This is a genomic window from Coleofasciculus sp. H7-2, from assembly GCF_042747725.1.
Classification (GTDB): domain Bacteria; phylum Cyanobacteriota; class Cyanobacteriia; order Cyanobacteriales; family FACHB-T130; genus FACHB-T130.
Map to the genome: position 1 here is coordinate 106,216 of NZ_JBHZGO010000030.1, position 24,034 is coordinate 130,249.

General features: G+C 40.8%; 23 protein-coding genes and 1 pseudogene. 13 read left to right on the forward strand and 11 right to left on the reverse strand.

Annotated elements, in window-relative coordinates:
* The 3 genes and pseudogenes from radC to ACFW2W_RS07470 all read right to left on the reverse strand — a co-directional run.
* Entirely contained in the window at window positions 1-732 is a 732-nt protein-coding gene (gene radC, locus ACFW2W_RS07460; RefSeq protein ID WP_378175436.1) for a DNA repair protein RadC, read from the reverse strand.
* Window positions 733-881: 149 nt separating this feature from the next.
* Window positions 882-1,823 carry a phosphoribulokinase gene (locus ACFW2W_RS07465; RefSeq protein ID WP_378175439.1) on the reverse strand — a complete coding sequence of 314 codons (942 nt, stop codon included), beginning with the start codon at window positions 1,821-1,823 and terminating at the stop codon, window positions 882-884.
* A gap of 317 nt (window positions 1,824-2,140) precedes the next feature.
* A pseudogene (locus tag ACFW2W_RS07470) lies at window positions 2,141-2,335 on the reverse strand (hypothetical protein); the annotation flags it as partial.
* 86 nt (window positions 2,336-2,421) lie between these two features.
* On the opposite strand from ACFW2W_RS07470, the gene ACFW2W_RS07475 reads away from it, so the two are divergent.
* Both ACFW2W_RS07475 and ACFW2W_RS07480 read left to right on the forward strand, forming a co-directional pair.
* Window positions 2,422-2,679 carry an HAD family hydrolase gene (locus ACFW2W_RS07475; RefSeq protein WP_378175441.1) on the forward strand — a complete coding sequence of 86 codons (258 nt, stop codon included), beginning with the start codon at window positions 2,422-2,424 and terminating at the stop codon, window positions 2,677-2,679.
* A 38-nt stretch (window positions 2,680-2,717) separates the two neighbouring features.
* Window positions 2,718-3,752 (forward strand): polysaccharide pyruvyl transferase family protein, encoded by a 1,035-nt coding sequence (locus tag ACFW2W_RS07480; RefSeq protein WP_378175444.1) that lies wholly within the window; start codon window positions 2,718-2,720, stop codon window positions 3,750-3,752.
* A gap of 241 nt (window positions 3,753-3,993) precedes the next feature.
* On the opposite strand, the gene ACFW2W_RS07485 is transcribed toward ACFW2W_RS07480, so the two are convergent.
* From ACFW2W_RS07485 to ACFW2W_RS07520, 8 genes are all read right to left on the reverse strand, one after another.
* Window positions 3,994-4,686: a DUF1796 family putative cysteine peptidase gene (locus ACFW2W_RS07485; RefSeq protein WP_378175447.1), complete on the reverse strand. Its 693-nt coding sequence runs from the start codon at window positions 4,684-4,686 to the stop codon at window positions 3,994-3,996.
* An 84-nt stretch (window positions 4,687-4,770) separates the two neighbouring features.
* A complete protein-coding gene (locus tag ACFW2W_RS07490; protein ID WP_378175450.1) occupies window positions 4,771-5,907 on the reverse strand; it encodes a hypothetical protein in 1,137 nt (378 codons plus the stop codon).
* A 101-nt stretch (window positions 5,908-6,008) separates the two neighbouring features.
* Window positions 6,009-6,884: a glycosyltransferase family 2 protein gene (locus ACFW2W_RS07495; protein WP_378175452.1), complete on the reverse strand. Its 876-nt coding sequence runs from the start codon at window positions 6,882-6,884 to the stop codon at window positions 6,009-6,011.
* An 11-nt stretch (window positions 6,885-6,895) separates the two neighbouring features.
* Window positions 6,896-8,110: a glycosyltransferase family 4 protein gene (locus tag ACFW2W_RS07500; RefSeq protein WP_378175455.1), complete on the reverse strand. Its 1,215-nt coding sequence runs from the start codon at window positions 8,108-8,110 to the stop codon at window positions 6,896-6,898.
* Between the two features lie 39 nt (window positions 8,111-8,149).
* The gene (locus ACFW2W_RS07505) at window positions 8,150-8,965 is read right to left on the reverse strand and encodes a hypothetical protein (protein WP_378175458.1); all 816 of its coding nucleotides are present in this window, start codon (window positions 8,963-8,965) and stop codon (window positions 8,150-8,152) included.
* Window positions 8,966-8,995: 30 nt separating this feature from the next.
* Window positions 8,996-9,865: a hypothetical protein gene (locus ACFW2W_RS07510; protein WP_378175461.1), complete on the reverse strand. Its 870-nt coding sequence runs from the start codon at window positions 9,863-9,865 to the stop codon at window positions 8,996-8,998.
* A gap of 82 nt (window positions 9,866-9,947) precedes the next feature.
* Window positions 9,948-10,643, reverse strand: a complete 696-nt coding sequence (locus ACFW2W_RS07515) for a sulfotransferase (protein ID WP_378175464.1) — start codon at window positions 10,641-10,643, stop codon at window positions 9,948-9,950.
* A 77-nt stretch (window positions 10,644-10,720) separates the two neighbouring features.
* Window positions 10,721-11,824, reverse strand: coding sequence for a glycosyltransferase family 61 protein (locus tag ACFW2W_RS07520; RefSeq protein ID WP_378175467.1), 1,104 nt, complete (start codon window positions 11,822-11,824; stop codon window positions 10,721-10,723).
* 347 nt (window positions 11,825-12,171) lie between these two features.
* Here ACFW2W_RS07520 and ACFW2W_RS07525 point away from each other — a divergent pair, with 347 nt between their 5' ends.
* From ACFW2W_RS07525 to ACFW2W_RS07575, 11 genes are all read left to right on the forward strand, one after another.
* A complete protein-coding gene (locus ACFW2W_RS07525) occupies window positions 12,172-14,076 on the forward strand; it encodes a transketolase C-terminal domain-containing protein (RefSeq protein WP_378175470.1) in 1,905 nt (634 codons plus the stop codon).
* The gene (gene gmhB / locus ACFW2W_RS07530) at window positions 14,073-14,582 is read left to right on the forward strand and encodes a D-glycero-beta-D-manno-heptose 1,7-bisphosphate 7-phosphatase (protein ID WP_378175473.1); all 510 of its coding nucleotides are present in this window, start codon (window positions 14,073-14,075) and stop codon (window positions 14,580-14,582) included. The genes ACFW2W_RS07525 and gmhB overlap by 4 nt, the downstream gene beginning before the upstream one ends.
* Before the next feature lie 118 nt (window positions 14,583-14,700).
* Window positions 14,701-15,999, forward strand: a complete 1,299-nt coding sequence (locus tag ACFW2W_RS07535) for a glycosyltransferase family 61 protein (protein ID WP_378175476.1) — start codon at window positions 14,701-14,703, stop codon at window positions 15,997-15,999.
* Window positions 15,996-17,009: an SDR family oxidoreductase gene (locus ACFW2W_RS07540; RefSeq protein WP_378175478.1), complete on the forward strand. Its 1,014-nt coding sequence runs from the start codon at window positions 15,996-15,998 to the stop codon at window positions 17,007-17,009. The genes ACFW2W_RS07535 and ACFW2W_RS07540 overlap by 4 nt, the downstream gene beginning before the upstream one ends.
* Window positions 17,006-17,428 carry a secondary thiamine-phosphate synthase enzyme YjbQ gene (locus ACFW2W_RS07545; protein WP_378175481.1) on the forward strand — a complete coding sequence of 141 codons (423 nt, stop codon included), beginning with the start codon at window positions 17,006-17,008 and terminating at the stop codon, window positions 17,426-17,428. Before ACFW2W_RS07540 ends, ACFW2W_RS07545 begins: the two co-directional genes overlap by 4 nt.
* Before the next feature lie 82 nt (window positions 17,429-17,510).
* Window positions 17,511-18,650, forward strand: coding sequence for a DegT/DnrJ/EryC1/StrS family aminotransferase (locus ACFW2W_RS07550; RefSeq protein ID WP_378175484.1), 1,140 nt, complete (start codon window positions 17,511-17,513; stop codon window positions 18,648-18,650).
* Window positions 18,651-18,695: 45 nt separating this feature from the next.
* Window positions 18,696-19,430: an FkbM family methyltransferase gene (locus ACFW2W_RS07555; protein ID WP_378175487.1), complete on the forward strand. Its 735-nt coding sequence runs from the start codon at window positions 18,696-18,698 to the stop codon at window positions 19,428-19,430.
* Between the two features lie 108 nt (window positions 19,431-19,538).
* The gene (locus ACFW2W_RS07560; protein WP_378175490.1) at window positions 19,539-20,363 is read left to right on the forward strand and encodes a sugar phosphate isomerase/epimerase family protein; all 825 of its coding nucleotides are present in this window, start codon (window positions 19,539-19,541) and stop codon (window positions 20,361-20,363) included.
* A gap of 39 nt (window positions 20,364-20,402) precedes the next feature.
* Window positions 20,403-21,158, forward strand: a complete 756-nt coding sequence (locus tag ACFW2W_RS07565; protein WP_378175493.1) for an SDR family NAD(P)-dependent oxidoreductase — start codon at window positions 20,403-20,405, stop codon at window positions 21,156-21,158.
* A gap of 111 nt (window positions 21,159-21,269) precedes the next feature.
* Window positions 21,270-23,627 carry a glycoside hydrolase family 31 protein gene (locus ACFW2W_RS07570; protein ID WP_378175496.1) on the forward strand — a complete coding sequence of 786 codons (2,358 nt, stop codon included), beginning with the start codon at window positions 21,270-21,272 and terminating at the stop codon, window positions 23,625-23,627.
* Between the two features lie 90 nt (window positions 23,628-23,717).
* Window positions 23,718-23,849, forward strand: a complete 132-nt coding sequence (locus ACFW2W_RS07575; protein ID WP_378175499.1) for a hypothetical protein — start codon at window positions 23,718-23,720, stop codon at window positions 23,847-23,849.
* The last annotated feature ends 185 nt before the right edge of the window (window positions 23,850-24,034 follow it).

Consider the following 24,034-nt stretch of genomic DNA (forward strand, 5'->3'; position numbering starts at 1 on the left):
TTAATCTCCCTGCGGATACTCATCCCATAATGTTGTTGTCTGGCGCAGACTCAAATAGTCGCCATTCCCTAAGATCAAATGATCCAGTAACGGAATGCTTAAATATTGCGCTCCCATCAACAACTGGCGCGTCAAATCGATATCTTCCTGACTGGGTTCAATACTCCCAGAGGGATGATTGTGTGCGATAATCAGCCGCGTCGCGCCCTGGCGAAGGACTTCTCGGAAAATCTCGCGGGGAGGAGCCAAAGTTTCAGTCGCCGTGCCAATGGTAATCACTTGAGTACCCATCAAGCGATTCTTCACATCCAATAGCACGACGGCAAACCGTTCTTGCATCTGCCACATCAACTCATGACTGAGAGCAGCAGCAGCGGCAGCAGGACTATCAATCATGGTGCTAACTCCGGGGCGAGATTGAAACGCCCGTTTTCCTAACTCAACCGCTGCTAGGATTGTGGTTGCTTTTGCTGGCCCCACACCTGGAATTTTTATCAACTCTTGAACGCTGATATCTCGTAACATATCCAGCGGATCGCGTTGGTGTTGACTTAATTCCTGTAATATGTATTGTCCAAGACCGACAGCAGAGAGTTTCCCTGCCCCTTGACCCGTGCCCAGCAGAATCGCAATTAGCTCAGCGGTTGCTAGATTTTTGGCTCCCTGAGCCATTAATCGTTCGCGAGGACGCTCGCTATGGGGTATATCTGCAATTCTGAGACAATAGGTCATAAATGCACTGGGAAAGACTATATCTAGTTTTCCCGATAGTGCCGCGAGAGTTGCGATCGCGCCAAGAACAAAATAATTAAAAATTAAAAATGCAAAATTAAAAATTGAGAAATTCCATTTTTAATTTTTAATTTTTAATTTTTAATTCCCTACTGGTGAATGTTGGCAGCTTTGAGCATATGATACGCAATCAGTAGCTGGCTTAGAGCCAGAGGATAACTCTGGAGCGTTTCCCCAGTTGTCCCAACCAGAGTACCCAGATTGGGGGTGCCTTCCAAACTACAGAAAGGCAGTAAGTCGGGGATGTCGTTACACAGCATCCGCTCTAAATCTCTGACTTGTTCGCTCGTTGCTTGACCATCAATTTCTAGGACATCAACCGGCTTGCCCATATCCCGCTCAAGCTCCAGGCTAATTGCCGGTTTATAATTAGGACTGCTTGGGTTCAAAATCTTGGTCAAGTCTGGATGTGGAATCGTCGGTCTGAGTACCAATTGCACATTCAGGTGTGAATTGCTCTCTTCTGGCGTGTGTGTAGGTGGGTAGAAACTCACCACGATATCTGCCCACTGGCGCTGGGGACGGATGAATTCCTCTGAGTCTGATTCGCGCTTTCGCAATTGTTCGCGAACCTGTTCTTCGGTATAGCCCCGTTTCATTGTATCTCGCTTGATCTTCCACTCAGCGCGTAGAGATTCAGGCGGTGCCAGATAAACTTTTACATCGTGATACTCACGGGTTTTCAAGGTTGAATAACCGAGAAGTCCTTCAACAATCACAAACTTGTTCGGCTTGATATACTCAGGCGGATCGAACATACCACTATCGTGGTTGTAAATCGGCTTCAGGATGGGCTGTCCGTTTTGAAGCAGGGACAGGTGTTGCTCCATGATATCCAAGTAGTTGCAGTCGGGATGTAGCGCTGAGATTCCCTTGTCTGCACGCTGAATCCGGTCGTACTTGTGATAGTCATCGGTACAGATAACTGTGACATTATCTTCACCTAATATCTGAGCAATTCCCCGTGTTAGTGTTGTTTTACCAGCGGCACTGTCACCAACAATGCCAAGAATAATCGGACGATGGCTCATTTTCCCTCCCGCTCAAAAGCAAGTCCTGCTGGACATTCTGAATTGTTCAATTGTAGAGGGAATAGGGATCAACTCGATCGCAAGAATGCCTGCTGTTTGGGCGTTGGTTCTCAATGCAGGTTGCTCCAAGCGTGTCTTTTTATAGGAACACGCTTGGTAAATTAATGTAAATTAATCACGATGCCAGTTGACATCCTCTACAACCTAGCTTCGCTCTTGGTCGCAGATTCCTTCCTCTCCTCTTTCACAGGCACTTGGCTAGACGTTACCGCCCCCGCTAGGTTAGCCTCTAGAGGCAATTTCTTCTACCGTGTGCCCCACGGCGGATAATCCTCGATAAAGAGAGTGTGTTTACCCAGCATTCCTTTTGCCATGATTCGGAAGTCCAAATTCTCGACAAAAATCATGCCAGCTTGGTCGCAGTGATGAGCCTGCTTAAAGTGAAAGTTCTTGCGAGTGTCAGAAATTCGCTTTGGCAATCTTGCAATCTTCTGATTGAGTTTGGCGCGATTTTGACATTAGGTGTTTCACTTTTAAGTTGGTATTGTTTGGAGCAGCCTATTCTTAGGCTCAAGACTTATTTTCCATCGAAGCGGGAATGCCAAAAGGAATCTCCAAAAGCCCAACCCTCCTGAAATTTATTGAGGAGATGAGGTTAAATGCCGAAAACGCGATCGCTTGCGGAGATACTCTCAACGATGTGTCACTATTTGAGACGGGGTGGAAGGGAATCGCTGTGGGAAATTCTGATCCAAAATTAGTTGAGAAAATTCAAACAATGGAGAATGTTTACTACAGTCCTTATCCTGGTTTGATGGGGATTTGGGGAAGGATTAACTTTTATTTCCCTTTTTAGTAGTTGTCTAAAATAGAAGTATTTTCTAAGGTAGTCAAATGATAAATAATTCATTTCTAAAAAATATTAAAGATACTTTACACAAAGGTTTAGGAAATATCGGCTCATTTGAACAGTGTTCTCTACTAAATTATCCTGATTATCTCAATATTGGCGATCACCTTATTTGGTTAGGGACGGTATTTTATTTAACTGATGTTTTGAAAACAAAAATCAAGTATACTGCTGCGGGAATCGCAGATTTCTCTGAGGAACTGATGGAAAAACAGGTTGGTAAAGCTCCTATAATTCTTCAGGGTGGAGGGAATCTAGGAGACCTCTGGAGCAATCATCAAGAATTTCGCGAACATATAATTTCTAAGTATCGAGATCGACCAATTGTAATTATGCCACAAAGTATTTACTTTGATAGTACAAGCAATTTAAAAAAAGCTGCTGATATATTTAACTCTCACCCCAACTTAACTTTATTTGTTCGGGAAAATTATAGTTACGAAATTGCCATGAATTGTTTCGACAAATGTCAGATCATCAAAACACCTGATATGGCTTTTCAACTGTTAAATACGTTAAATATAACATCCAATAATAGGGATAAAAAATCTTCCATTTTGTATCATTGTAGAACAGATAAAGAATTGAAAAAAGATTTCTCTCCTGCTTCTATCTTTGAACTGCCTAATTTAATTGTAGAAGATTGGGTTTCGAGTGAATGGAAAACCTGGCGTTCATCCAAATCAATCCTGAAAACTTCTCAACCTTACCCGGATCATACCCCAGCTATATTTGATAGCCTTTACGACCCTAATATACATCGCACTTCCTGGATTCTAATGCACAAAGGAATAGCTCAATTTAGGCAACACCGTCTAATTATTACAAATCGCTTGCATGGTCATATTCTCTGCATTCTTTTAGGTATTCCTCACATTTTTTTAGGTAACTCTTACTATAAAAACGAGTCATTCTATGAAACCTGGACTCATCAAGTTCCCTTTTGCAGATTTGTAAAAGATTCTGCACAAATCAAAATTGCTGCACAGGAATTGTTAGAACTGTACTCGAAAGCCTAATACTATTTGATAGGACTAAGTAAGACAAAAATACGTGTACTATCCTCAATAGCGCGATTGAAGACTGTATCAATATTATCCGTTGTAAAAGCAATTTGGGATCCAGCAGGCTGATTGTTTAAATTGTTTTCTTGAAATCCGTTAGTCAGATGAGACTTGGCTAGTTCATTATTTTTTCCTTTGAGACCGACTATTTAGTCTAGCCTCTGGATAATCGCTTATAATCACTTTATCTCTTCTTCTAACCGAAGCGTTCCAAGCTCGGTAGATATAGTCTCTCAACGTATTTTGAAATAATATGCCCGATTCTATTTTCAAATTTTCTTCCCAAATCCGAAGAGAAATGCTGCGGCTCCCACCAAGCGTAGTTATCAGACGGAAAAGGGAGCGCATAATAGTCGATTTCTTTGTGATAGGTTTCAACTGGATAAAAGTAAGACATTAGAGTCTCTCTTGGAAAAAAAGTGTTTAAAGCGACTATTTTGTAGGTTAGTTGAGGAAAGACAGACTTGATAACCCAATTCAACCGACTTGGATATTCTTTGTATTGACAAACAAACAAAATATTATCGTCTGCAATATACCGATAGAAATTAGTAATACGTGCCTCATATCGCTCTATAAAATTTGCAAAATTATTGGCTGAATATATCTCGTACTTGCCATTCATTGATTCGTGATTAAACATCACATTGTATTTAGTATGCTCAATGTAGTTGTCCTGTGTTAATATCAGGAAATCAGGGTTACAATAATCCTTAAATTTTGACTTAATAATTTTACACAGGCCATAATAACTATGTATAGATAGATCAAAAGGTAATGTTAGTTCTCCTTGACTTTTTGTCTGCTTATATCCTTGGCGTGTAAGTATAGTGCGTGGAAGGCAGCTATATCCTAAAGAAATTATATGATTGTAATTTAGTTGTCTCACTATTTCCTCCTTGTAATTATATTACTTAGTGTTTTAAAAGCAGATAATTATCAGTATTTAACCTAGAACACTTCTGAGGTTTGCTCAATTATTCCCTTTTTCAGCAGCCCCAACCAGGCTTATGCACCCCTGATTGCGTCTTACGAATTTTTCTAAGATTGTCACCCATGAATCAGAGATAGAATTGGCTTTGGCATCTGCCAAAAGGAGAGCATAATCAGTCAATAGAGTTTTTTTCAAAACCTGTAAAATTTCTTCATCAGCAACATCTTGGTCAAAACATGGGGGTAAGCCGAGTCCAACGGCGCGGAAATTCAGAATAGTCTGAATACATTTCTCGCAGTGTCCGCAGTTTCCGTCTTTTTGATCACCTTCCCAACACACTCTGAGATTTTGTAAAGCTTCTCGCCACTGGGCAATCTGCTTCACTTTTTCGGCACGGGTAAAGGCTGCACCATCATGAACGATTGCAAAAGTACGGCTCGACAGTAACGGATCGGTGAGTGGATTTGATCCCCAGCGTAGAACGAGAGCATGATAAGGAAGAGAACTGGGGATTAAACCTTCCGAGTAGCCACCCTGTAACAGCATCAAGCAAGACGCAACTGCAACTCCGTGAGAGTCCTCCCAATCTTGCTCGAATTCGCGGAAGTTAGTTACCATCGGAATTAGTTCTAAACCCAAGCTGGCGAGTGTCAACCTAGACTTTTGCGCCGCACGGTTAAAGATTTGCGGCTCTGAAAGGGGAATATCCAGCCCGTGAACCATCAATCCTGCTTGTAAAGGGCGCTGTACCCTGCTATGCCCTTCTTGGCTGTGGCGAAACGCTGTTAAACAACTATCCACCCCACCAGAGAAAGCAGAAATTACTCTATGTACCCTATTAGCTACGGGCTGTTCTCGCTCAACTTCTGCGGTGATTTCAACTTGCTTGTAAAGCTCTGATCGCCAGCACGCCCAAGCTGCTTGGAACTCTGCTAAATTCTGCAATAAAGAAGGAGAAACTTCGCCGTGAACCACCATATCAGTGCCGTGCTTCATGGCGATGAAAATGGTGGCAACAACAAATGGGTCGCAGCTTAGTGTCAGTAGAGAACCGTGTTCCGCTTGCACTCGATACCACAAACGATTTTGTGCTTGGTTGGGAGTCTCTATTGTGGCGCTAACAGTGGTTAAGCCATTTACTTCAACTGCCTGTTCTTGCCAAAGATGGGTAGTCATGCGTTACACTTGTTTTCTGGTAATTTTTTAAGGTTTAGCGATCGCGCACGCCTGCCTTGACAAAACTTTTAATACAACTGCTTGTTAGAATACTCTCTCAACTACCTTTTAACAAACGGCTCCCATATTGGTGCGGCTAAACTGGGTTTGAGCCGTCCGTAAATCCAGAATAAGCGATAGATTGGTGCACGTAAAATCCACTCGTAACTTTTGCCATTTTGGAGGATGAAGCGAATGTCCGCTAATACTGACCTGCGCCATTTACCTAGAGCCTGGTGCAAGCTCATTTTTTCCCCGTAAATCAACTCAAATGCCAGCGCTTCTCTGTAAGCTCGCTGATATACCTTCAGAAGAGGCTCGTTGTGTGAGTGATATACTGCTGCCTCAGGTTCATAGACGATTTTGTAGCCCAGCCTTAGCATCATCCATGCCCACTCCCTATCCTCACCCCCAGTTAGTGTTTCATCAAAACAGTGCTTCTCCCAACACTGGCGACGAATAGCAGAATTAGCATTGGAAAAAAAGTGTTCGCTAGGATTATCCGGGTTTGTCTGAATTCGTAGCTGGTCTCCATAAAATGTTAGGTCTCGCTGAACTGATGGCCAAGCATCAGGTTGAGAAACCTGTTTGCCGTAAACTCCCGCCACTTCAAGGTCATCAAAGTGCTTAACTAGGTTTTGCAACCAGTAGCGATCGCAGGGAAAAGCATGAGCGCTCAACGCTATAACGATTTCTGCCTCAGTAGATTTAAAGCCAATGTTCAAAGAACGACCAAATGTAAATTCTTCAGGCTGAATTTGAATTAGCTTAACGTCACTCCACTGCTTGACAATATTAACTGTTTCATCGGTAGAGCCAGAATCCACCACAACAATATCGTTGGGCTTTAAAGACTGACTTGTCACTAATTTCAAAGTTTTTGATATGTCTTGAGCTTCATTTTTCGTGCGTATTAGTATGCTAGTTGTAATACTCATGGGATACATTCTCAGTCGGCATAAATGTTCCTCTCAATAACTTCCATTACTTGTTTCATACTCTGTTCTTCCCTAAACATTTGTTCCGCTCTTTGCTTACAAGCTTTACGAATAGACTGACGCTTTTGGGGATTTATAACCCACTCTTGAATTGTTGCTACCAATTCTTTAACTGTGGCTTGCGGATCAACGTTGGGGTCAGGAAGTAATTTGCCAGTGTTACCCAATTCTTCTGGAATTCCACTGACTGCTGAAGCAATTACCGGCAATCCCTTTGCCATTGCTTCCATAACACACAAAGGCATTCCTTCTAATTGTGAAGGAAACACAAAAATATCAGCAGCATTCAGCCAATCTGATACGTCAGAACGGTTCCCCAAAAATATAACCTTGTCAGTTATGCCCAGTTGCTCAACTGCTTGTCGAATTTCGATTTCAAGTTGCGGCTCAAAAATTCCACCTCCTGCCCACACAAAGTAAAGTTGATTCCATACGGGGCTGAACATAAGCTGCTTAATTGCTTCTAACTGATACTGGTAGCCTTTTCGCAATTCTATGCGAGCCGCTGTGAAGCAAACTACAGCATCTGTTGGTATGTTAAGCGATTGGCGCAGGCGATCGCGCACGCCAAAATCGCAAGGAGTGAAATATTCTACAGGTCGTCCATTATAAATAACCTTTCCTTTATTTTTAGGAAGCTTGAATAATTTGTGTAATAAACCTAAATCATCATAGGAAACAGCAATAACTGACTTGGCTTGAATGTAGTGATGTGATAGCTCATCTAGATATTCAACGAACCGAAGAGCCATATCTGGCACAACCAGATTCTCGATTACAATGTATGGTATTCCCAGTTGAATAGCAATTTGTTGAACGGCAAAGTTGGCGAACGGATGGGTGTTACTACAAATAATTAAACCCGGTTTTGGGGAGCTATTTGTTAAAGTCGGTTGCCAACTTTCAACATCAAAGCCTCGTGAATTGTTTTTGTTCTTAGCTTCTACCCATAGGTGCTGAATACCCAACTGCTTTTGGAAGCTAATTACCCTATCATCATAGGCTGGGGGTTGTACACAGGTTACTTGATATCCCAATCTTGCTAATGTACACATAATTAAGTGATTGTTTTGTGCAACTCCGCCAACCCCTGAATCAAGTGTATACAAAAAAATATGTTTACTCATATTAGTGATAGTTGTAACATCGGAATCTGTACTCCACAAGTTTTTTGTCTCTGGTTCATATATCACTTTGAAGAACACTCATTGGTTTGATTCTGTCACTAACTGTTCACAGTACTGGTTGACTAATTCTCCTTTTGTTTGTAAAAGCTTTTCAATCACAATTTCGTAGACTTGATCGTTCATATCTATTCCTTGATAGCTAGTATTTCTAAATGAGGCACACAAATTTGCTCCGTAAATAGGGAATCCCAATAGTCTGACATACTCTTGAGTAAAATACCTTTTTTCCTGAGCAAGAGCATACATATTTAAAGGACTAAAAAGCCCTATATTATTAAAAAGATGCAAAGGAAAAATTTGATGCAGATTAGTTAGAAATCTAGTACCAACTTCAATCGAAGAAAGTTTACCTTGATTATTCCTAACAATTTCTTTGCAAACATAAATGTAAAAATCTAAAAAGCTATTATTTTGAGTAAATATAGTCAAAGCATTATGAATTTTACTACTAGAAACAATTCTACTTTCCTCTACTGTACTTCCTGCTTCTAGCTCTATCCAAGCTTCGCGACAAAATAAATATTCTTCTCTCGTACTAATATCTAACTTTTCTGGCTGAAAGATCAGAATGTCAGCATCTATCCAAACAGTTCGCTCATATCCTTTTAGAAGAAACTCTTTCGCCAATTCTAGTCTAGCTAAATCACTAATTGGCTGTATTTTTCCCTGCGCCTTTTCTTTATACCAATCCGGAACATAATCAAACAGTTTATCATCGATCATTTCATAATCGAATCCCTTCAGTGTTGCCCACTTCTTAACTGTTTGCATACAGGTATTAATCCAACTAGGTACATTGTGGGTACGATAAGACTGATAAACTATGGTTTTCATTTTTAAACAAGGAAATAACTCATTAGAGGATTATTCAACTTCGGCAAATATGGCAATTAAGCGATTTGCTGCTTTAGCTATAGGAACGTACAAATCTGATGGTATAGTCCAGGTATCACTTGGTTTGTTGGGGTCAAGGTAGTACTTAGAGAAACCTGCAATAAACTGCCTCATTCTGCTGATTCGATAGCCCTCTGCTTTCAGCATTGGCATGGCATCAGTTTGGATGATTTTTAATAATTCATCATGACTACGGGTTTGTCTCAAACAACTAAAAATAGTAAATGCCATTTCTAAATCTTCAAGAACTCTGTTGTCATCTTCCTCTTGTGACCATTCAATCTCAAAATCAATCAGCCGCACATTTCCTTGGGAATCTATAATTTCATTTTTCCCCCAGCGATCGCCATAAATGATTCCCTGTCTGTGAGCCAAGTTAAGTTCTCGCAGAACCTTGAGCAGAATTTCTACTTGTCCTGCCTCCAGTAATTCATGGAATAATTTCCCTTCAATGTATTCAATCAGCATCCAATCTGTATCTGCTTTAATTAACTTAGGAACAGGCAAGCCAACAGTTAGGGCGCGGCTGATAAAGTCAATTTCTTCAGCAATCGTTCTAAGTTTAAATTTTCCTCCTATTTCTAAAAAACCTGTGTTCTCATACATCCGCTTCAAGTATGCGTTAATTCCTTCTAAGGAATTGCCACGTCTAGCGCGAAAAACGTATCGTTCCTCAGCTATTGTAATTAATAAAACATAGTTTAATGCCGCTTCCCATTGAGTAGGCTCCTCTATTTTTGCTGTTTTTCCTTTCGGCAGTTGAGCTAAAGCACGCTCAAGTTTTTGAGCAATGTTTTCCGGGAGTACAACTTTTAAGTTTTCATTCAGTGGGTCGTTCATCACCTTTAACCGAGCCTTAATTATAGGGGGAGCGAACATCTACAGAAAAGAAGCGTCTTCATTCAGAATATAATGCTTCACCTCAGATCCTTTGTTTGATGTCATAACTATGTTTTTGACTGAGTACAGCGTCAATTTTTTTTTTGTCATAGGAAACCCCTAAAAAGTCAAGCATATTTTTAAAATTACTACTTTTACTAATAACATCTTCATATTGAATATGAAACGTGTTTTCATAGTTCTTTAGATAATTATTAAATCGCTCCTCAGTTGTTAATATTATCTCTTTACTTGTGTTATAATCTCGTTCTCGCCACCACCCACTTTGAAGAACATTCTCGATATTTCTAGTGTTAAAAAGAAACGCAACATTGGGAAAAATATTGGTTAAAAAGCTAAGATATTCTTCAAAATTATTCAAAATTTCTGGATAAGTATATCTTTCTTTAAAGCCGTAACACTGGATTTGTGGGGAATGGCTCTCGTCAGCAATAATTAATTCTTTAACTAATGATTGGCATCGGATGAGAAATAATTTCTCATTTAATAAAGGCGCTCCATACCAAGGATGGTTGACAACCGTAGCTGGATAGTCAGCCGGAACATTAGCTGCTTTTTCTTTGGCTTTTAAGATTGCTTGATAAGTGTTAAATAGGGGAAAGCAGAAATTATTATTTTCTCCTCTAATCAGGCAACCTTCTAGGCTATTGAGAACTCCTTGTAATAACGTAGAACCAGTTCGCCCGTAGGTAATTATTAAAATTGATTGATAATTCATAGTTGTTTGCTGACTGCTGATGTGAATAGAATATAGATGATTTTTAAATCAAACTCTCTGCCTAATTAATAGTACTATTAACTTCCTTTGTCAAGCATACGCTTGACAAAGTCATTTAATTCACTGCAATTAACAATCATGTCATCATCTTGTGGTTTGCACAGAATAAAACCATGTTTAAATCCTAGACCTTTAGCCAGAGTATAAAAAAAGTAGCTGGGTTTTTGACCAAACAACTCAATAATAATTGGGTTGTTAGAAAAGATCATATTAGCAAAACCAGCTCCATGAGGAGCAACAATAATTTTTGCCTGGGAAAATATTTTTACCTGAGTTGGAAAATCTAAATCTTCCAAAACATAGGAAATAAAGCCCATTTTAGCTAAATTTTTATTTAATTCTTCTTCATTAATTACCCGACGGCAAAGAGCTTTTCTTCTGGAGATGATAATTTTTGGAGACAAAGGAATATCGCTAGTTTTACTAAAGTCAAGATTACTAAGTATTCGTTCGCCAAGCCAACGACAAGCTTTAATTGATTGACGACGTTGCTCCCGTCGGTTGGAGGGAATAACCAATCGGTTGACTTGAGCTTTATAGCCTTGCCATTCAATGCAATCCTCTCGGCTATACCCCATCAGTTCCAATGACTGAAATTTCCACAAAGGAGCATTTTTTTCAATAATTAATTTAGGTCGTTCACCAGTTTTTTCATAGTAGTGTTCAAGTGCTTCAATTCGTGTCAAACATTCTACAATCCAATGGGCATATAAATCGCTCCAACAATTAATTAATGAGCAAGCAAAATCAATTTTTTTTATATCTGAGGCAGGTTTTAGGTACTGTAGATAAAATCCTTGATTTATAGTAGCTGTAATACTTTTTTCAAGACAGTCTTCTCTCGCTAACGCTGTCTCTAAAACAATTTTTATATCTTTTGTAACGCCAACAGCATGAGGACCAATTAAATATACATTTTGAATTTCCGCAACAAAAGGAATACTAAAACTAAACTCTCCTTCTTTTTCTTTGATAATTTCTGGAACCTCGTAGGAAGAGATTGACTGGTCATAATAAATTGATTCTTCGTACTTAAGCGAAAAAAAATTATTTTCCTTACGAGTATCAGCTTGAAAAATTAAGGTTTTTCTATCAAGTAGATTTTGATGAATATATTTCATTAATAGAGGCTTTATTAGATACTGTAGCCACTTTAGTTTTTGCCATGTTGGTATCTGTTTAATCAACCCGAACATCAAATTATATTTTTCCTTAGTTTTTGTCAGCCCCTAAGATATTAGCCTATTTCTAATATCTGTGTGATTAAGATATTAATTTAACACAAATGTTTAAATGTAAAAAATATAAAACTATAAAAATTTGTTACGTTACTTTGTGAAGTAACGTTAAAGACAATGAGTCGGGGAGACATTGAGGCACTAGAATACTCTGGGTAAGTGTTAGCGCTAATTTTTTAGGGCGCATTTCACTTAAGGAAAACTTGATAAGCTCTAAGGAACGAGAACCAATGCCTGTAACAACCTTACGCTTTCCCATTAACCTAGATACTTACAAACCGTTAAAATTAGACCCGACTAATTCAACTTTGACGAATGAGCAAAGAGAAACGCTGAAAGCTAATATTCAAGTTTGTCGAGACACTATTGTTTTTTTTACTGCCATAGCAGCAGCAAAAGGTCTAGGCGGTCATACAGGAGGGGCTTATGATACAGTTCCCGAAGTTATGATTCTAGATGCCTTCTTTCGGGGAGTACCAGATAAGTTTGTACCGATTTTCTTCGATGAAGCCGGACACCGAGTTGCCACACAATATCTCATGGCGACTCTACTCGGTGATCTTGATGCTGAAAATCTGCTGCACTATCGAGAACCCTATTCCAAACTTCTTGCTCATCCGGAACGCGATCGCACTCCTGGGGTAAAATTTAGTGGTGGTAGATTAGGACATCTGTGGGCTTATGTGAATGGAGTTGCGATCGCTAATCCTAATCGGGTAGTCTTTTGTCTGGGATCGGATGGATCGCAGCAAGAAGGAAATAATGCAGAGGCAGCACGTTTAGCTGTAGCCAAAAATCTCAACATTAAGTTGATTATTGACGATAACAATTCCACCTGTAGTGGATACCCTTCAGACTATTTGACGGGTTTTAGTGTAGGTAAAACCTTATCTGGACATGGGCTAACTGTGTTACCAGGAGAGGGCGAAGACTTGGATGATTTGTATTGCCGCCTCTGTGAGGCAGTTACCACAGTCGGCCCAGTAGCGGTTGTGAATAAACGTAAGATGTGCCCTGGCATTGCTGGGGTAGAAGGTACGCACCTTGGTCATGATGCCCTCTCGCGGGATTTAGCGATCGCATATCTCGAAACTGGCGGACACACCCAAGCCGTTAATTATCTCAAAGGAATTGTTCCGCTCAAAGCATCTTATACCTTCGCGGGTTCTAGCAGTAAAACTCGCCATATCTTCGATGCCACCGTCGTTTCACTTCTCAGCCATCTAACTCCATCTGAACGCCAAGAAAAAGTCATGTGCATTGACAGTGACTTGGGAGAATCTTGTGGTATCAACAAAATTAGTCAAGCCTATCCAGAAATTTTCTATCGCGGCGGCATCATGGAGCGGGGAAACTTCTCGGCAGCGGCGGGGTTTGGCATGGAAAAAGGCAAACAAGGCATTTTCAGCACCTACAGCGCCTTTTTAGAAATGTGCATCTCCGAAATCACAATGGCGCGGTTGAATAAATCTAACGTTCTTTGTCAATTTTCCCATAGCGGTATAGATGAAATAGCAGATAACAGCTGCCATTTTGGTTTGAATAATATGTTTGCAGATAACGGGCTAGAAGATGGCTACGAAACCCGTCTGTATTACCCAGCCGATGGCGGACAAATGAAAGCCTGTGTGGAAACTATATTTCACCAACCTGGCTTACGGTTTATCTTTTCCAGTCGTTCCCCTGTTCCCGATATCTTTAATGCTGATGGCAAACCTTTGTTTGGGGAAAGCTATACCTTTATTCCCGGAAAAGATGACATTGTACGTGAGGGAACATCTGGGTACATCGTCAGCTTTGGTGAAGTGCTTTACCGCGCCCTTGATGTCGTAAAAAAGCTCAAGCAAGAGGGAATTGATGTAGGGCTAATCAACAAGCCAACCCTAAATATGGTTGATGAAGAAATCATAACTCATATTGGCTCCACACCCTTTGTCTTGGTCGTGGAATCCTTGAATCGTCGCACAGGTTTAGGAAGTCGCTTTGGTTCCTGGTTATTAGAGAGAGGTTTATCTCCCAAATATGCTTATATGGGTACTCATCAAGAAGGATGTAGTGGAATATGGGAGCAATTACCCCATCAAGGTATTGATGCTATTGGAATCATGAACAAAGTTAAGGAATTATTGACGTGATCAAAGTTGCTTTTCTTGACCGCGATGGCGTTATCAATGTTGATTACGGCTATGTTGTCATGCGATCGCAGTTTGAGTTTGTCGATGATGTGTTTACAGTCTGTCGTCTACTGCGGGATTTGGGCTACTTCCTGATAGTAGTAACTAATCAGTCGGGTATTGCTCGTGGTTATTATTCTGAACAGGACTTTTTATATCTGACTGCCTGGATGTGTGAGCAATTTAACAGACAAGGTGTACCCTTGCTTGATGTGTTTTATTGCCCACATCATCCCCAAGCTGCTATACCTAATTACCGCCAAAATTGCCGATGTCGTAAACCTTACCCAGGAATGATTGAGCAAGCTTGTCAAAAATATCCCATAGACCTTAAAAGGTCAATAATGATTGGTGATAAAACATCGGATATGCAAGCAGCAAAAGCCGGAGGAATCGGTAAATTTTATTTGCTGAGTAAAGAAGTTGCTCAAAAAAAATGGAGGTGTCTACTCGACTGGACAACTTAGCTCAAATAAAGTATTTTATTTAAGAATATTTGAGGGAAATTTGTTGATTAATCATTGATAATATTCACCTAATTTATTCCAATTTGTTGCAAATCTAAATTAAGAGTTTTATGAACAGATGAACAAAATTTGGAGTAGTTTACAACAATTATTGATTACCAAACTAATTTATCCTATATTATTAAAATATATTGATACTCACTTGCTCACTACTACTGAGGTGATGGAGCAATCTAAAAGGGAAAATAATATCCCTAATTTAGAAGAGGAATATAAACAAATACCTGCTTTAAAATTTATATATTTTATTTTATTTAATTATATTAACAAGAATTTAATTAGTAGAGTAGGGTTGACAGTAACCTCTAAAAATCAACATAAATTATACCAATTAAACTATGAAAAAAATATTAAAATTCAACTTCCTATTACCGATCAAGAAATACCCAATATATTAAAAGAAAAAGCAGGAATATTTAAATTTACCGTTCCTTTTGCTGCTGAAATCAAAAATGTTGAATTATTTGGAGTTGATGCTATTGGATTTACTGAAGATAAAAAGATTATTTTAGAAACAGCTTTAGACAGAGTAGATTGTTTACAGCACAGTGTCATTTCAACACTTAAGCAAGGGTTTAATTTTCAATATATTAGACCTATGCCTAATTCAGAAAATATTGATTTAGCTTGTTCATTAGTTAATTATTGGAGCCGTTTGTATGCTCATTGGATTTCTGAGGGATTAACTCGGCTAGAAGCCCTGGAATATTATTCTAAAAAAACAGGTAAAAAACCAGTATTAATTATTGATAAAGACCCTCCAATTTGGAAAATCAAATCTTTAGAATTGATGGGTTATCGACCAGAAGATTGTATTCAATGGAATGGATATAGAGCTAAAGTTAACGAATTAGTTATTTGCTCTAAACGTAGGGAAGAAGGTCGTGTTTCAATTAAAGCTTATTATTGGTTAAGAGAACGTATTCTTGGTAATATAGATAGTTATGCGGTTTCCAAGGTTCCTTTGAGTCCAAATATTTTTATTTCTCGTAGGAAAACAAATGCTCGATGCATTCTCAATGAAGAAGAAGTGATAAATACTTTAGCTGAGATGGATTTTATTACTTATGTTTTTGAAGATATAGATTGGCAAAATCAGGTAAAAATATTTGCTCAAGCTAAAATTATTGTGGCTCCTCATGGCGCGGGATTAACAAATATGATTTTTTCTCAGAGGGCAACTATAATTGAAATATTTGGCGATAAAATTAGTCATTTCTTCTATACTATGGCTCAGGGATTAAAATTTAATTACGGATGCCTGTTTTGTGAAGCAAATAATGAGAATATGATTGTTAACTGCGAACAATTGAGCAAACTGATTTATAAAATGTCAAATAAAACGTTATTTAAATGAACAGTGAATTGAATTCTGCTAAACATTGCTTAGTGACGGGTGCTGCTGGTTTTATCGGCAGTCACTTGTGCGATCGCCTCCTCAAATTAGGTCACAGTGTTGTTGGTTTGGATAATCTAGTCACAGGACGAACTGCAAATTTAAAAGTAGCTCAAACATATAAATCATTTACTTTTATTGAGCAGGATCTAGCCAATATTTCAGCTTCCACCCTAGTAGACATTGATTGGGTATTTCATTTAGCAGGATTAGCTGATTTAGTGCCATCAATCGAAAATCCAGGGGACTACTACCATTCAAACTTGCACAGTACCTTCGCTCTTTTAGAGGCTTGTCGTACTGCTCAAATCGAGAAGTTTATTTACACAGCCTCCTCAACCTGCTACGGTATTCCTGACCAATATCCCACACCAGAAACATATCCCTGTCATCCCAAACACCCCTACGGATTGACTAAATATATGGGGGAACAACTTGTGATGCACTGGGCGCAAGTTTATCAACTGCCAGCCCTATCATTACGATTATTTAACGTTTATGGGCCGCGATCGCGCACGACTGGGGCGTATGGTGCGGTGTTTGGTGTGTTTTTAGCTCAGAAACTAGCTGTAACGCCTTTCACTGTCGTTGGAGACGGGACTCAAACTAGAGATTTCACCTTTGTCAGCGATGTAGTAGAAGCCTTCGTCAAAGCTGCCCAATCTGATATTACAGGGGAAATCATTAACATTGGTTCCGGTAAATCCGAAAGCGTTTTGACACTCGTGAAATTATTGCAGGGAGAAATCACTCATATCCCCAAACGACCAGGAGAACCTGATTGTACTTGGGCAGATATTACCAAAGCTACTACACTTTTAAAATGGCAACCTCAAGTAACTTTAAGTCAAGGGGTAGCCGAGATGTTAGCTAATATTGAACTCTGGCGAGATGCTCCAGTCTGGACACCAGAAGCGATTCAGCAAGAGACAAAATCGTGGTTTGAGCATCTAGGGAAGGAATCAGCATGACAAACTCATCAATAAGACTTTACCAACAATCGATTCAGGTACAAACCACTGGTAAATCCCTGTGTCAGATTACACCACAAGTGCAAGCGGTAATTACAGAATCAGGACTTCAATCAGGACTTTGTACGCTTTTCCTGCGTCATACTTCAGCCAGTTTACTAATTCAAGAAAATGATGCCAAGCCGGATGTAGAAGCCTTCTTTGCAAAATTAGTTCCAGAAACAGGTCAATACCTATTAGCAGGAGAGGGTTTAGACGATATGCCTGCCCATATTCGATCTGCCCTCACTCATACCTCTGAACAAATCCCTGTTGCTCAAGGTTTGTTGCAGCTGGGTCGTTTACAAGATATCTATATTTGGGAACATCGCCAGTCTGGTCACACTCGTGAAGTCTTTATCAATATTCTGGGATATTAAAGTGTAACAATTAACGATTAATAGACCTTTTGCATAAGTTTTTGAAGGGAAATTAACCACAGATATCCACAGATAAACACAGATGAACACAGATGTAATTACTGATTTTTGCAAGAGGTCTAATCAAATTCCCTACATCGACCTCAAAAGTCAACACGCTTCCCTGAAGTCTGAGTTGTTAACAGCAATTGGCGAAGTTATTGATGATGGCAACTTTATTTTAGGTGAGCAAGTTGCAGAGTTTGAGCGTCAGTTTGCTCAATTGTGCGGTGTTCGTTATGCAGTTGGCGTTAATTCTGGGACAGATGCCTTAATTTTTGCACTCAAAGCGATCGCTATTCGTTCTGGTGATGAAGTCATTACTGTACCTAATTCCTTTGTGGCTTCAGCTAGTTGTATTCGCGTCCTTGGTGCTAAACCTGTATTTGTTGACGTGGGTGATGATTACAACATCGATCCGAGTCAAATCGCATCTGCCATTACTCCCAAAACGAAGGCAATTATTCCAGTGCATCTGACGGGGCGACCCTGCAACATGGAACCGATTTTAGCTATTGCGAAAGAGAAAGGAATAGCTGTAGTGGAGGATGCAGCCCAAGCGATCCTCGCTGAATATCAAGGTCAGCGAGTGGGTTCTTTTGGAATAGTAGGCTGTTTCAGTTTACATCCCTTAAAAAACTTAAATGCTTGTGGAGATGGGGGGGTGCTAGTTACAGATGATCCAGAACTGTACGAACAGTTCAAAATCATGCGTAATATTGGCTTGCGTACCCGCGATGATTGTGTTTTGTGGTCTCACAATTCCCGTTTAGATACCCTACAAGCAGCAATTCTTTTAGTAAAATTGCGCTACATCCAAGAATGGACACAGCAGCGTCGGCAAAATGCCCGTTACTACCAAACTCAACTTGCTGACATTCCTGAGATCAAAATGCCACTAGAACGTGAGTGGGAAAAATGCGTGTATCACACCTTTGTCATCCAAGCTGAACGCCGCGACGAATTGCGCCAATTTTTGAGCGATCGCGCGATCGGTACTGCAATCCATTATCCAGTACCAATTCACTTATCCACAGCAGGTAAAGAATTAGGCTATCCAGAAGAAAGTTTCCCTGTTACAGAGATGCAGGCACGCCAAATCCTCAGCTTACCTATTTATCAAGGATTAACCGTTGAGCAACTTGAGAAAGTCTGTGATAATATTAAATTATTCTATCAATAATCTCTGAACGATTCAGCTAAAGAAAATCTAAATAATACACTGCCAATGAGAGATGTTTATGATACGCTCATACACGCCTTGTCAATCTCACGAGAGTATCTGTTTTTTATTCAAATAGGCTCTAATGATGCTACGCATGGCGATCCACTTCATAGATTTTTGAGACATGAACACTGGCATGGAATCATGGTTGAACCTGTTAGCTATGTGTTCGATCGCTTGCGTGCTAAATATGGTGGTTCAGAACGGTTTATACTAGAAAATGTAGCTATTGCTGAAGTTAACGGTACTAAAGAGTTTTACTATCTTGAGCAGTCAAATGACGATTTACCAGTTTGGTATGATCAGCTTGGATCGTTTTCACTACCGATTATTATGAAGCATACTGATTTCATTCCCAATATAGAGAAACGTATTAGAAAAACCAATATTGAGTGTATAACGTTTCAAGCATTGTGTGATAGACACTCAGTAGGAAGTATAGATATCATCCATATAGATACGGAGGGTTTTGACTATGAGATCCTCAAATTGATTAATTTTGAATACTATAAACCTGTTCTATTAATTTATGAACACAAGCATTTATCTAAAATCGATCAAGCTGCCGCCCAAAGACTTTTAGGTGAGCAAGGGTATGAAGTGTTAGAGGTTAACAGTTCTGATACAATATCAGTTAATTTAGAAGCTATAGAAAATGAACATTTGTTAAAAAAAATATGGGACATTGTACTCAAAGAAGTTGGTGTAAGCAATGCCAGTTTGGAAAATAATTATTAAAAAGAGTCTTTTGTCTATCAGATAAATTTATCAGAATACGAAGAAGGCAGTAAAATTTTGCAATTCTGAAGTTTTTGAATCGTTAGATTATCAAATTTAAGATTAAATATGCCAAATAACATTAACCCATCAAACATTGGCTGTGCAGCTTGGGGCTGGAGAGAAGTAGAAATACCGGAATATTTTCACTGGATAGCTAGCCAAGGCATTCGTTTAGTAGAAGTCAATGCCCATCCCCAAGCACCCAAACATCTTATAGATGGTGGTAACGACGAATCAATCGCCAAGATTGCAACTTGGGCAGAGGAAGCCGGAGTAGATATTATTTGTATCGCGGCACGAAATAATTTTACAATTCCAGAAGTTGCTGAATTAGAAAAAGAGATTCAAAGAGTAGAGCGTTTCGTTGATATAGCACAACAACTAGGGGCAAAATTTGTCCGATTATTGTCTGGCGATCACAGAAACGCTCATATTCTTCCAGATGTTTTCCCTCGGCTTCACTATGCTTTTAATAAAATTGGAGATTATGCCGAAAAACAGGGGATTAAAATAACCATTGAAAATCACGGTGGCCCAACAGCAACAGGGCAACGAGTTGCTAAGATTATGGAAGGCATCAAGAGTCCTGCAGTTGGTGTCAATTACGACCCGGCTAACTTTTTGAACCAGGGAACCGACCCTTTGATGGCACTACGCTACATCCTGCCTTGGGTAAACTACAGTCATTGGAAAGATGTCCGATGGGCTAATGGCAAACCCGAATTTTGTGCTTTTGGAGAAGGAGAAATTGTTTGGCAACCGATTATTCAAGAACTTCTAAATTCAGGTTATCAGGGATATTGGGTAGTTGAATATGAAGAGCCAGCAGATGTGCAGCATGGAACCAAAGAGAGTTTAAATAATTTATCTCAATTATTAGAAAAATTCTGATTTTTGTTTCCTCATTTTCATGTTTAGGTTAGCAATTAAATGTCATTTTCTCTAGATGGACACGTTGCCCTAGTCACAGGAAGTTCTGCTGGCTTGGGGAAAGCGATCGCGCTGAGGTTAGGTTTAGCTGGTGCTAAGGTAGCACTTAACTACTGCAACAATATATCGCGTGCAGAAAGTGCCTTGGCAGAGTTACAAAACCAAGGCTGTGAGGCTATCCTCGTCAAGGGTGATGTCACCCAAGAAGAAGATGTGGCAGCTATTTACGAAGCGATCGCTACACAGCTAGGTTCAGTGGATATTTTGGTGCTGAATGCAACAGGAAATCAGCCCCAGATACCCTTTGAGGAGTACACCTGGCAAGATTTCCAGACGATGATCGACTTTTTTATCAAGAGTCCTTTCTTGCTGACTCGTGCTTGCTTACCCGCGATGAAGGAGAAACAATGGGGACGAATTATCAATATCAGTAGCGATGTTTTTTTTCGGACAGTTAACCACTTCAGTGCTTATGTTACCGCTAAAGGCGGGCAAATCGGGTTCACGCGCAGCATGGCAACCGAACTTGCGCCCTTTGGAGTTACAATAAATGCGATCGCTCCTGGGTGGATTCCCGTAGAACGGCACGAAACAACCGCTCAAGAGAAAAAGGATGCTTACCAAGCAAGAGTTCCTATGCAGCGTTTCGGAACTCCACAAGATATTGCTGAAGCGGTGCTTTACTTCGCCAGCGTTGAGTCTGCATTTGTTACCGGACAGTATCTTTGTATCAACGGTGGCATCAGCCTAATGTAATTAGTTGAGTTTATACCTGTGGATACAAGCTTTTTATCAGTGGGTTGTGTGAATCTCAATTGGAAATGGTAGCGATCGCACTCGTTCCAGCGTGTCTTTCAATCAGGGATTATGCCGCAATACTTCGGGCAACTGCATACCAGCGAGCAGCCTTGGTCAACCCTTGGGGCAGTACAAACAATACAACAGGATAAGCGCCGTATCCTCTTCAACTGCGGCGACTTCCGTCTGACCATTAGCGTCCTAGCAGCAAACTTAATTCGGGTACGGATGACACCTACTGGCGAATTTCTGCCACGTCGGTCATGGGCAGTCACACAGGCAGATGAAGAATGGTCTACTGTGCCATTTGAGGTGCGAGAAAAAGCAGATGTTGTAGAAATTGAAACTCAACAGCTACGAATCCTCGTTAACCAAAACCCCTGTCGCATCCAGTGCTTCGACCTAGCAGGACAGCCCTTTGCTCAGGATGCAGCCCCAGGAATGGGTTGGCGGACTGGCGCTACTGCTGGGTGGAAACAAATTGAAGCTGACGAACATTTCTATGGCTTCGGCGAACCCACTGGTTTACTCGACCAACTGTCTAAAGTGAGAACTAATTGGACGAGTGATGCAGTTGATTTCGGCATCCTTACAGACAGTATGTATCACGCAATTCCGTTTTTCCTGGCGTTGCGTCCGGGAGTGGCCTATGGCATTTTCTTCAATACCACATTTTGGAGTCAGTTCGATCTTGGCGCAAAGCAACCCGGTGTTTTGCGGATGGAAACGCTTAGTAGCGAACTGGATTATTACATTATTTATGGCCCCGAACCGGCAAAAATTCTCGAAACTTACACCCAGCTAACCGGACGGATGCCTATGCCGCCGCGATGGTCGCTTGGTTATCACCAGTGTCGCTGGAGTTACGAGTCACAAGATATAGTCCGCAAATTGGCTGGTGAATTTCGTCAGCGCCGCATTCCCTGCGATGTCATCCATTTCGATATCGACTACATGAATGGGTACCGGATTTTTACCTGGAGTCCTAAACGCTTCGCCAACCCGAAACAATTGGTAGACGACTTAAAGCAGAATGGCTTCAAGGTGGTGCCAATTTCTGAACCAGGGGTGAAGTACGATCCAGAAGCAGATTACCAAGTCTTCGACGACGGACTCAAGAACGACTATTTTATCCGTAAAACTAACGGTCAATTGTTTCACGGCTACGTTTGGCCTGATAAAGCAGTTTTTCCCGACTTCATGCGCCCTGAAGTCAGGGACTGGTGGGGAATTTTGCAAAAAAGCCTAACCGACATCGGTGTTGCTGGTATCTGGAACGATATGAACGAACCCGCACTTGATGACCGTCCGTTCGGCGACCCCGGTAACAAGATAACGTTTCCCCTTGACGCCCCGCAGGGGTCAGCTGATGAGAAAACAAATCATGCGGAGACTCACAATCTCTACGGGTTGATGATGGCACAGGCTTCTTATCAAGGGATGGAAAAGTCACGTCCACAAGAGCGTGCTTTTTTCCTAACACGCGCCGGATATGCTGGTATTCAACGTTGGTCAGCCGTATGGACGGGAGACAATCAATCTTTGTGGGAACACCTGGAAATGTCCATCCCAATGCTCTGTAACCTGGGGTTATCGGGCGTCGCTTTTGTGGGTACCGATATTGGGGGGTTTGCGGGTAATGCGACGGCGGAACTATTTGCGCGTTGGATGCAGTTAGGGCTACTTTACCCGTTCATGCGGGGACACTCAGCGCTAACTACAGCACAGCACGAACCTTGGACGTTTGGCGACCAGGTTGAAAAAATTTGCCGCGAATACATCGAACTCCGTTACCGACTCCTGCCCTACATTTACAGCCTCTTCTGGGAAGCAGCAACTACTGGAGCGCCAATTCTGCGCCCCTTGCTCTATCATTTTCCCAATGACCCGAAGACTTTCACCATCGCTGACCAGATAATGCTGGGTTCTTCATTACTAGCAGCACCGATTTACCGTCCGGGTGTCGAACATCGTGCTGTGTATTTGCCGGAAGGTCGCTGGTATGACTGGTGGAGTGGTGAAGCTTTCGATGGATCAACCACTATCCTAGCCCACGCCCCACTGGAGCGAATGCCATTATATGTCCGTGCTGGCTCGATTATTCCGATGGCACCAGTAATGCAATACGTAGATGAACGCCCTTTAGACCAGCTGACGCTTCGGATTTGGATGGGCACAGGTCAGTTTACTCTTTATGAGGATGACGGTCATACTTTTGAGTACACAACAGGAGCCTTTTGCACGACAACTTACCACGTTCGTTCCGAAGGGCAACAAACCATTGTTGAGATTGAAGCACGAGAGGGTGGCTTTTCACCCGCAGCGCGTGAAACTATCGTGGAACTGGTCGGGATTGGCGAACAGCGCTTTGTCGATGATGGCATGGCACGTCAGTTGACGTTTTCAACCGACACTCCGCACCCTTAACTGTCGCATCCTCAGGACTTACGCAAAGCTTATACATATAGCGTTTTGTAGGGGCAATCCTCCAGGGGGATTGCGGTGGCAGATGTGGTGATGTTGCGTAAGTCCCGATCTTCTAAGAAAGCGATCGCTCAATTGTGCCCGATGAAGGTGCGAAATGTGAGATGTAACTTACATCTGGCACCAGTTGCATTAATCGCTAAGGTTTTAACAATTGGCGAGTAACTTAATTCCTGTTATATAAAACTAAATGCCTACTAGATAAGAATTTAACTCGGTTTTAACTGATATCTTGCACCACGATCAAGTCGAGGCTGGAGCCTCCGGCTTATTGATAATGGTGCAAGATGTGAGATGTAGCTTTATACTGATTTTCCATGACCTAAATATATAATCTATCCTACTTTTTG

Excerpts from the sequence above, each read along its gene's own strand:
- radC (WP_378175436.1), bottom strand. The coding sequence starts at position 732 with ATGACCTATTGTCTCAGAATTGCAGATATACCCCATAGCGAGCGTCCT.
- ACFW2W_RS07465 (WP_378175439.1), bottom strand. The coding sequence starts at position 1,823 with ATGAGCCATCGTCCGATTATTCTTGGCATTGTTGGTGACAGTGCCGCT.
- ACFW2W_RS07475 (WP_378175441.1), top strand. The coding sequence starts at position 2,422 with ATGCCAAAAGGAATCTCCAAAAGCCCAACCCTCCTGAAATTTATTGAG.
- ACFW2W_RS07480 (WP_378175444.1), top strand. The coding sequence starts at position 2,718 with ATGATAAATAATTCATTTCTAAAAAATATTAAAGATACTTTACACAAA.
- ACFW2W_RS07490 (WP_378175450.1), bottom strand. The coding sequence starts at position 5,907 with ATGACTACCCATCTTTGGCAAGAACAGGCAGTTGAAGTAAATGGCTTA.
- ACFW2W_RS07495 (WP_378175452.1), bottom strand. The coding sequence starts at position 6,884 with ATGAGTATTACAACTAGCATACTAATACGCACGAAAAATGAAGCTCAA.
- ACFW2W_RS07505 (WP_378175458.1), bottom strand. The coding sequence starts at position 8,965 with ATGAAAACCATAGTTTATCAGTCTTATCGTACCCACAATGTACCTAGT.
- ACFW2W_RS07510 (WP_378175461.1), bottom strand. The coding sequence starts at position 9,865 with ATGAACGACCCACTGAATGAAAACTTAAAAGTTGTACTCCCGGAAAAC.
- ACFW2W_RS07515 (WP_378175464.1), bottom strand. The coding sequence starts at position 10,643 with ATGAATTATCAATCAATTTTAATAATTACCTACGGGCGAACTGGTTCT.
- ACFW2W_RS07520 (WP_378175467.1), bottom strand. The coding sequence starts at position 11,824 with ATGAAATATATTCATCAAAATCTACTTGATAGAAAAACCTTAATTTTT.
- ACFW2W_RS07525 (WP_378175470.1), top strand. The coding sequence starts at position 12,172 with ATGCCTGTAACAACCTTACGCTTTCCCATTAACCTAGATACTTACAAA.
- ACFW2W_RS07535 (WP_378175476.1), top strand. The coding sequence starts at position 14,701 with ATGAACAAAATTTGGAGTAGTTTACAACAATTATTGATTACCAAACTA.
- ACFW2W_RS07540 (WP_378175478.1), top strand. The coding sequence starts at position 15,996 with ATGAACAGTGAATTGAATTCTGCTAAACATTGCTTAGTGACGGGTGCT.
- ACFW2W_RS07545 (WP_378175481.1), top strand. The coding sequence starts at position 17,006 with ATGACAAACTCATCAATAAGACTTTACCAACAATCGATTCAGGTACAA.
- ACFW2W_RS07550 (WP_378175484.1), top strand. The coding sequence starts at position 17,511 with ATGAACACAGATGTAATTACTGATTTTTGCAAGAGGTCTAATCAAATT.
- ACFW2W_RS07555 (WP_378175487.1), top strand. The coding sequence starts at position 18,696 with ATGAGAGATGTTTATGATACGCTCATACACGCCTTGTCAATCTCACGA.
- ACFW2W_RS07560 (WP_378175490.1), top strand. The coding sequence starts at position 19,539 with ATGCCAAATAACATTAACCCATCAAACATTGGCTGTGCAGCTTGGGGC.
- ACFW2W_RS07565 (WP_378175493.1), top strand. The coding sequence starts at position 20,403 with ATGTCATTTTCTCTAGATGGACACGTTGCCCTAGTCACAGGAAGTTCT.
- ACFW2W_RS07570 (WP_378175496.1), top strand. The coding sequence starts at position 21,270 with ATGCCGCAATACTTCGGGCAACTGCATACCAGCGAGCAGCCTTGGTCA.
- ACFW2W_RS07575 (WP_378175499.1), top strand. The coding sequence starts at position 23,718 with ATGTTGCGTAAGTCCCGATCTTCTAAGAAAGCGATCGCTCAATTGTGC.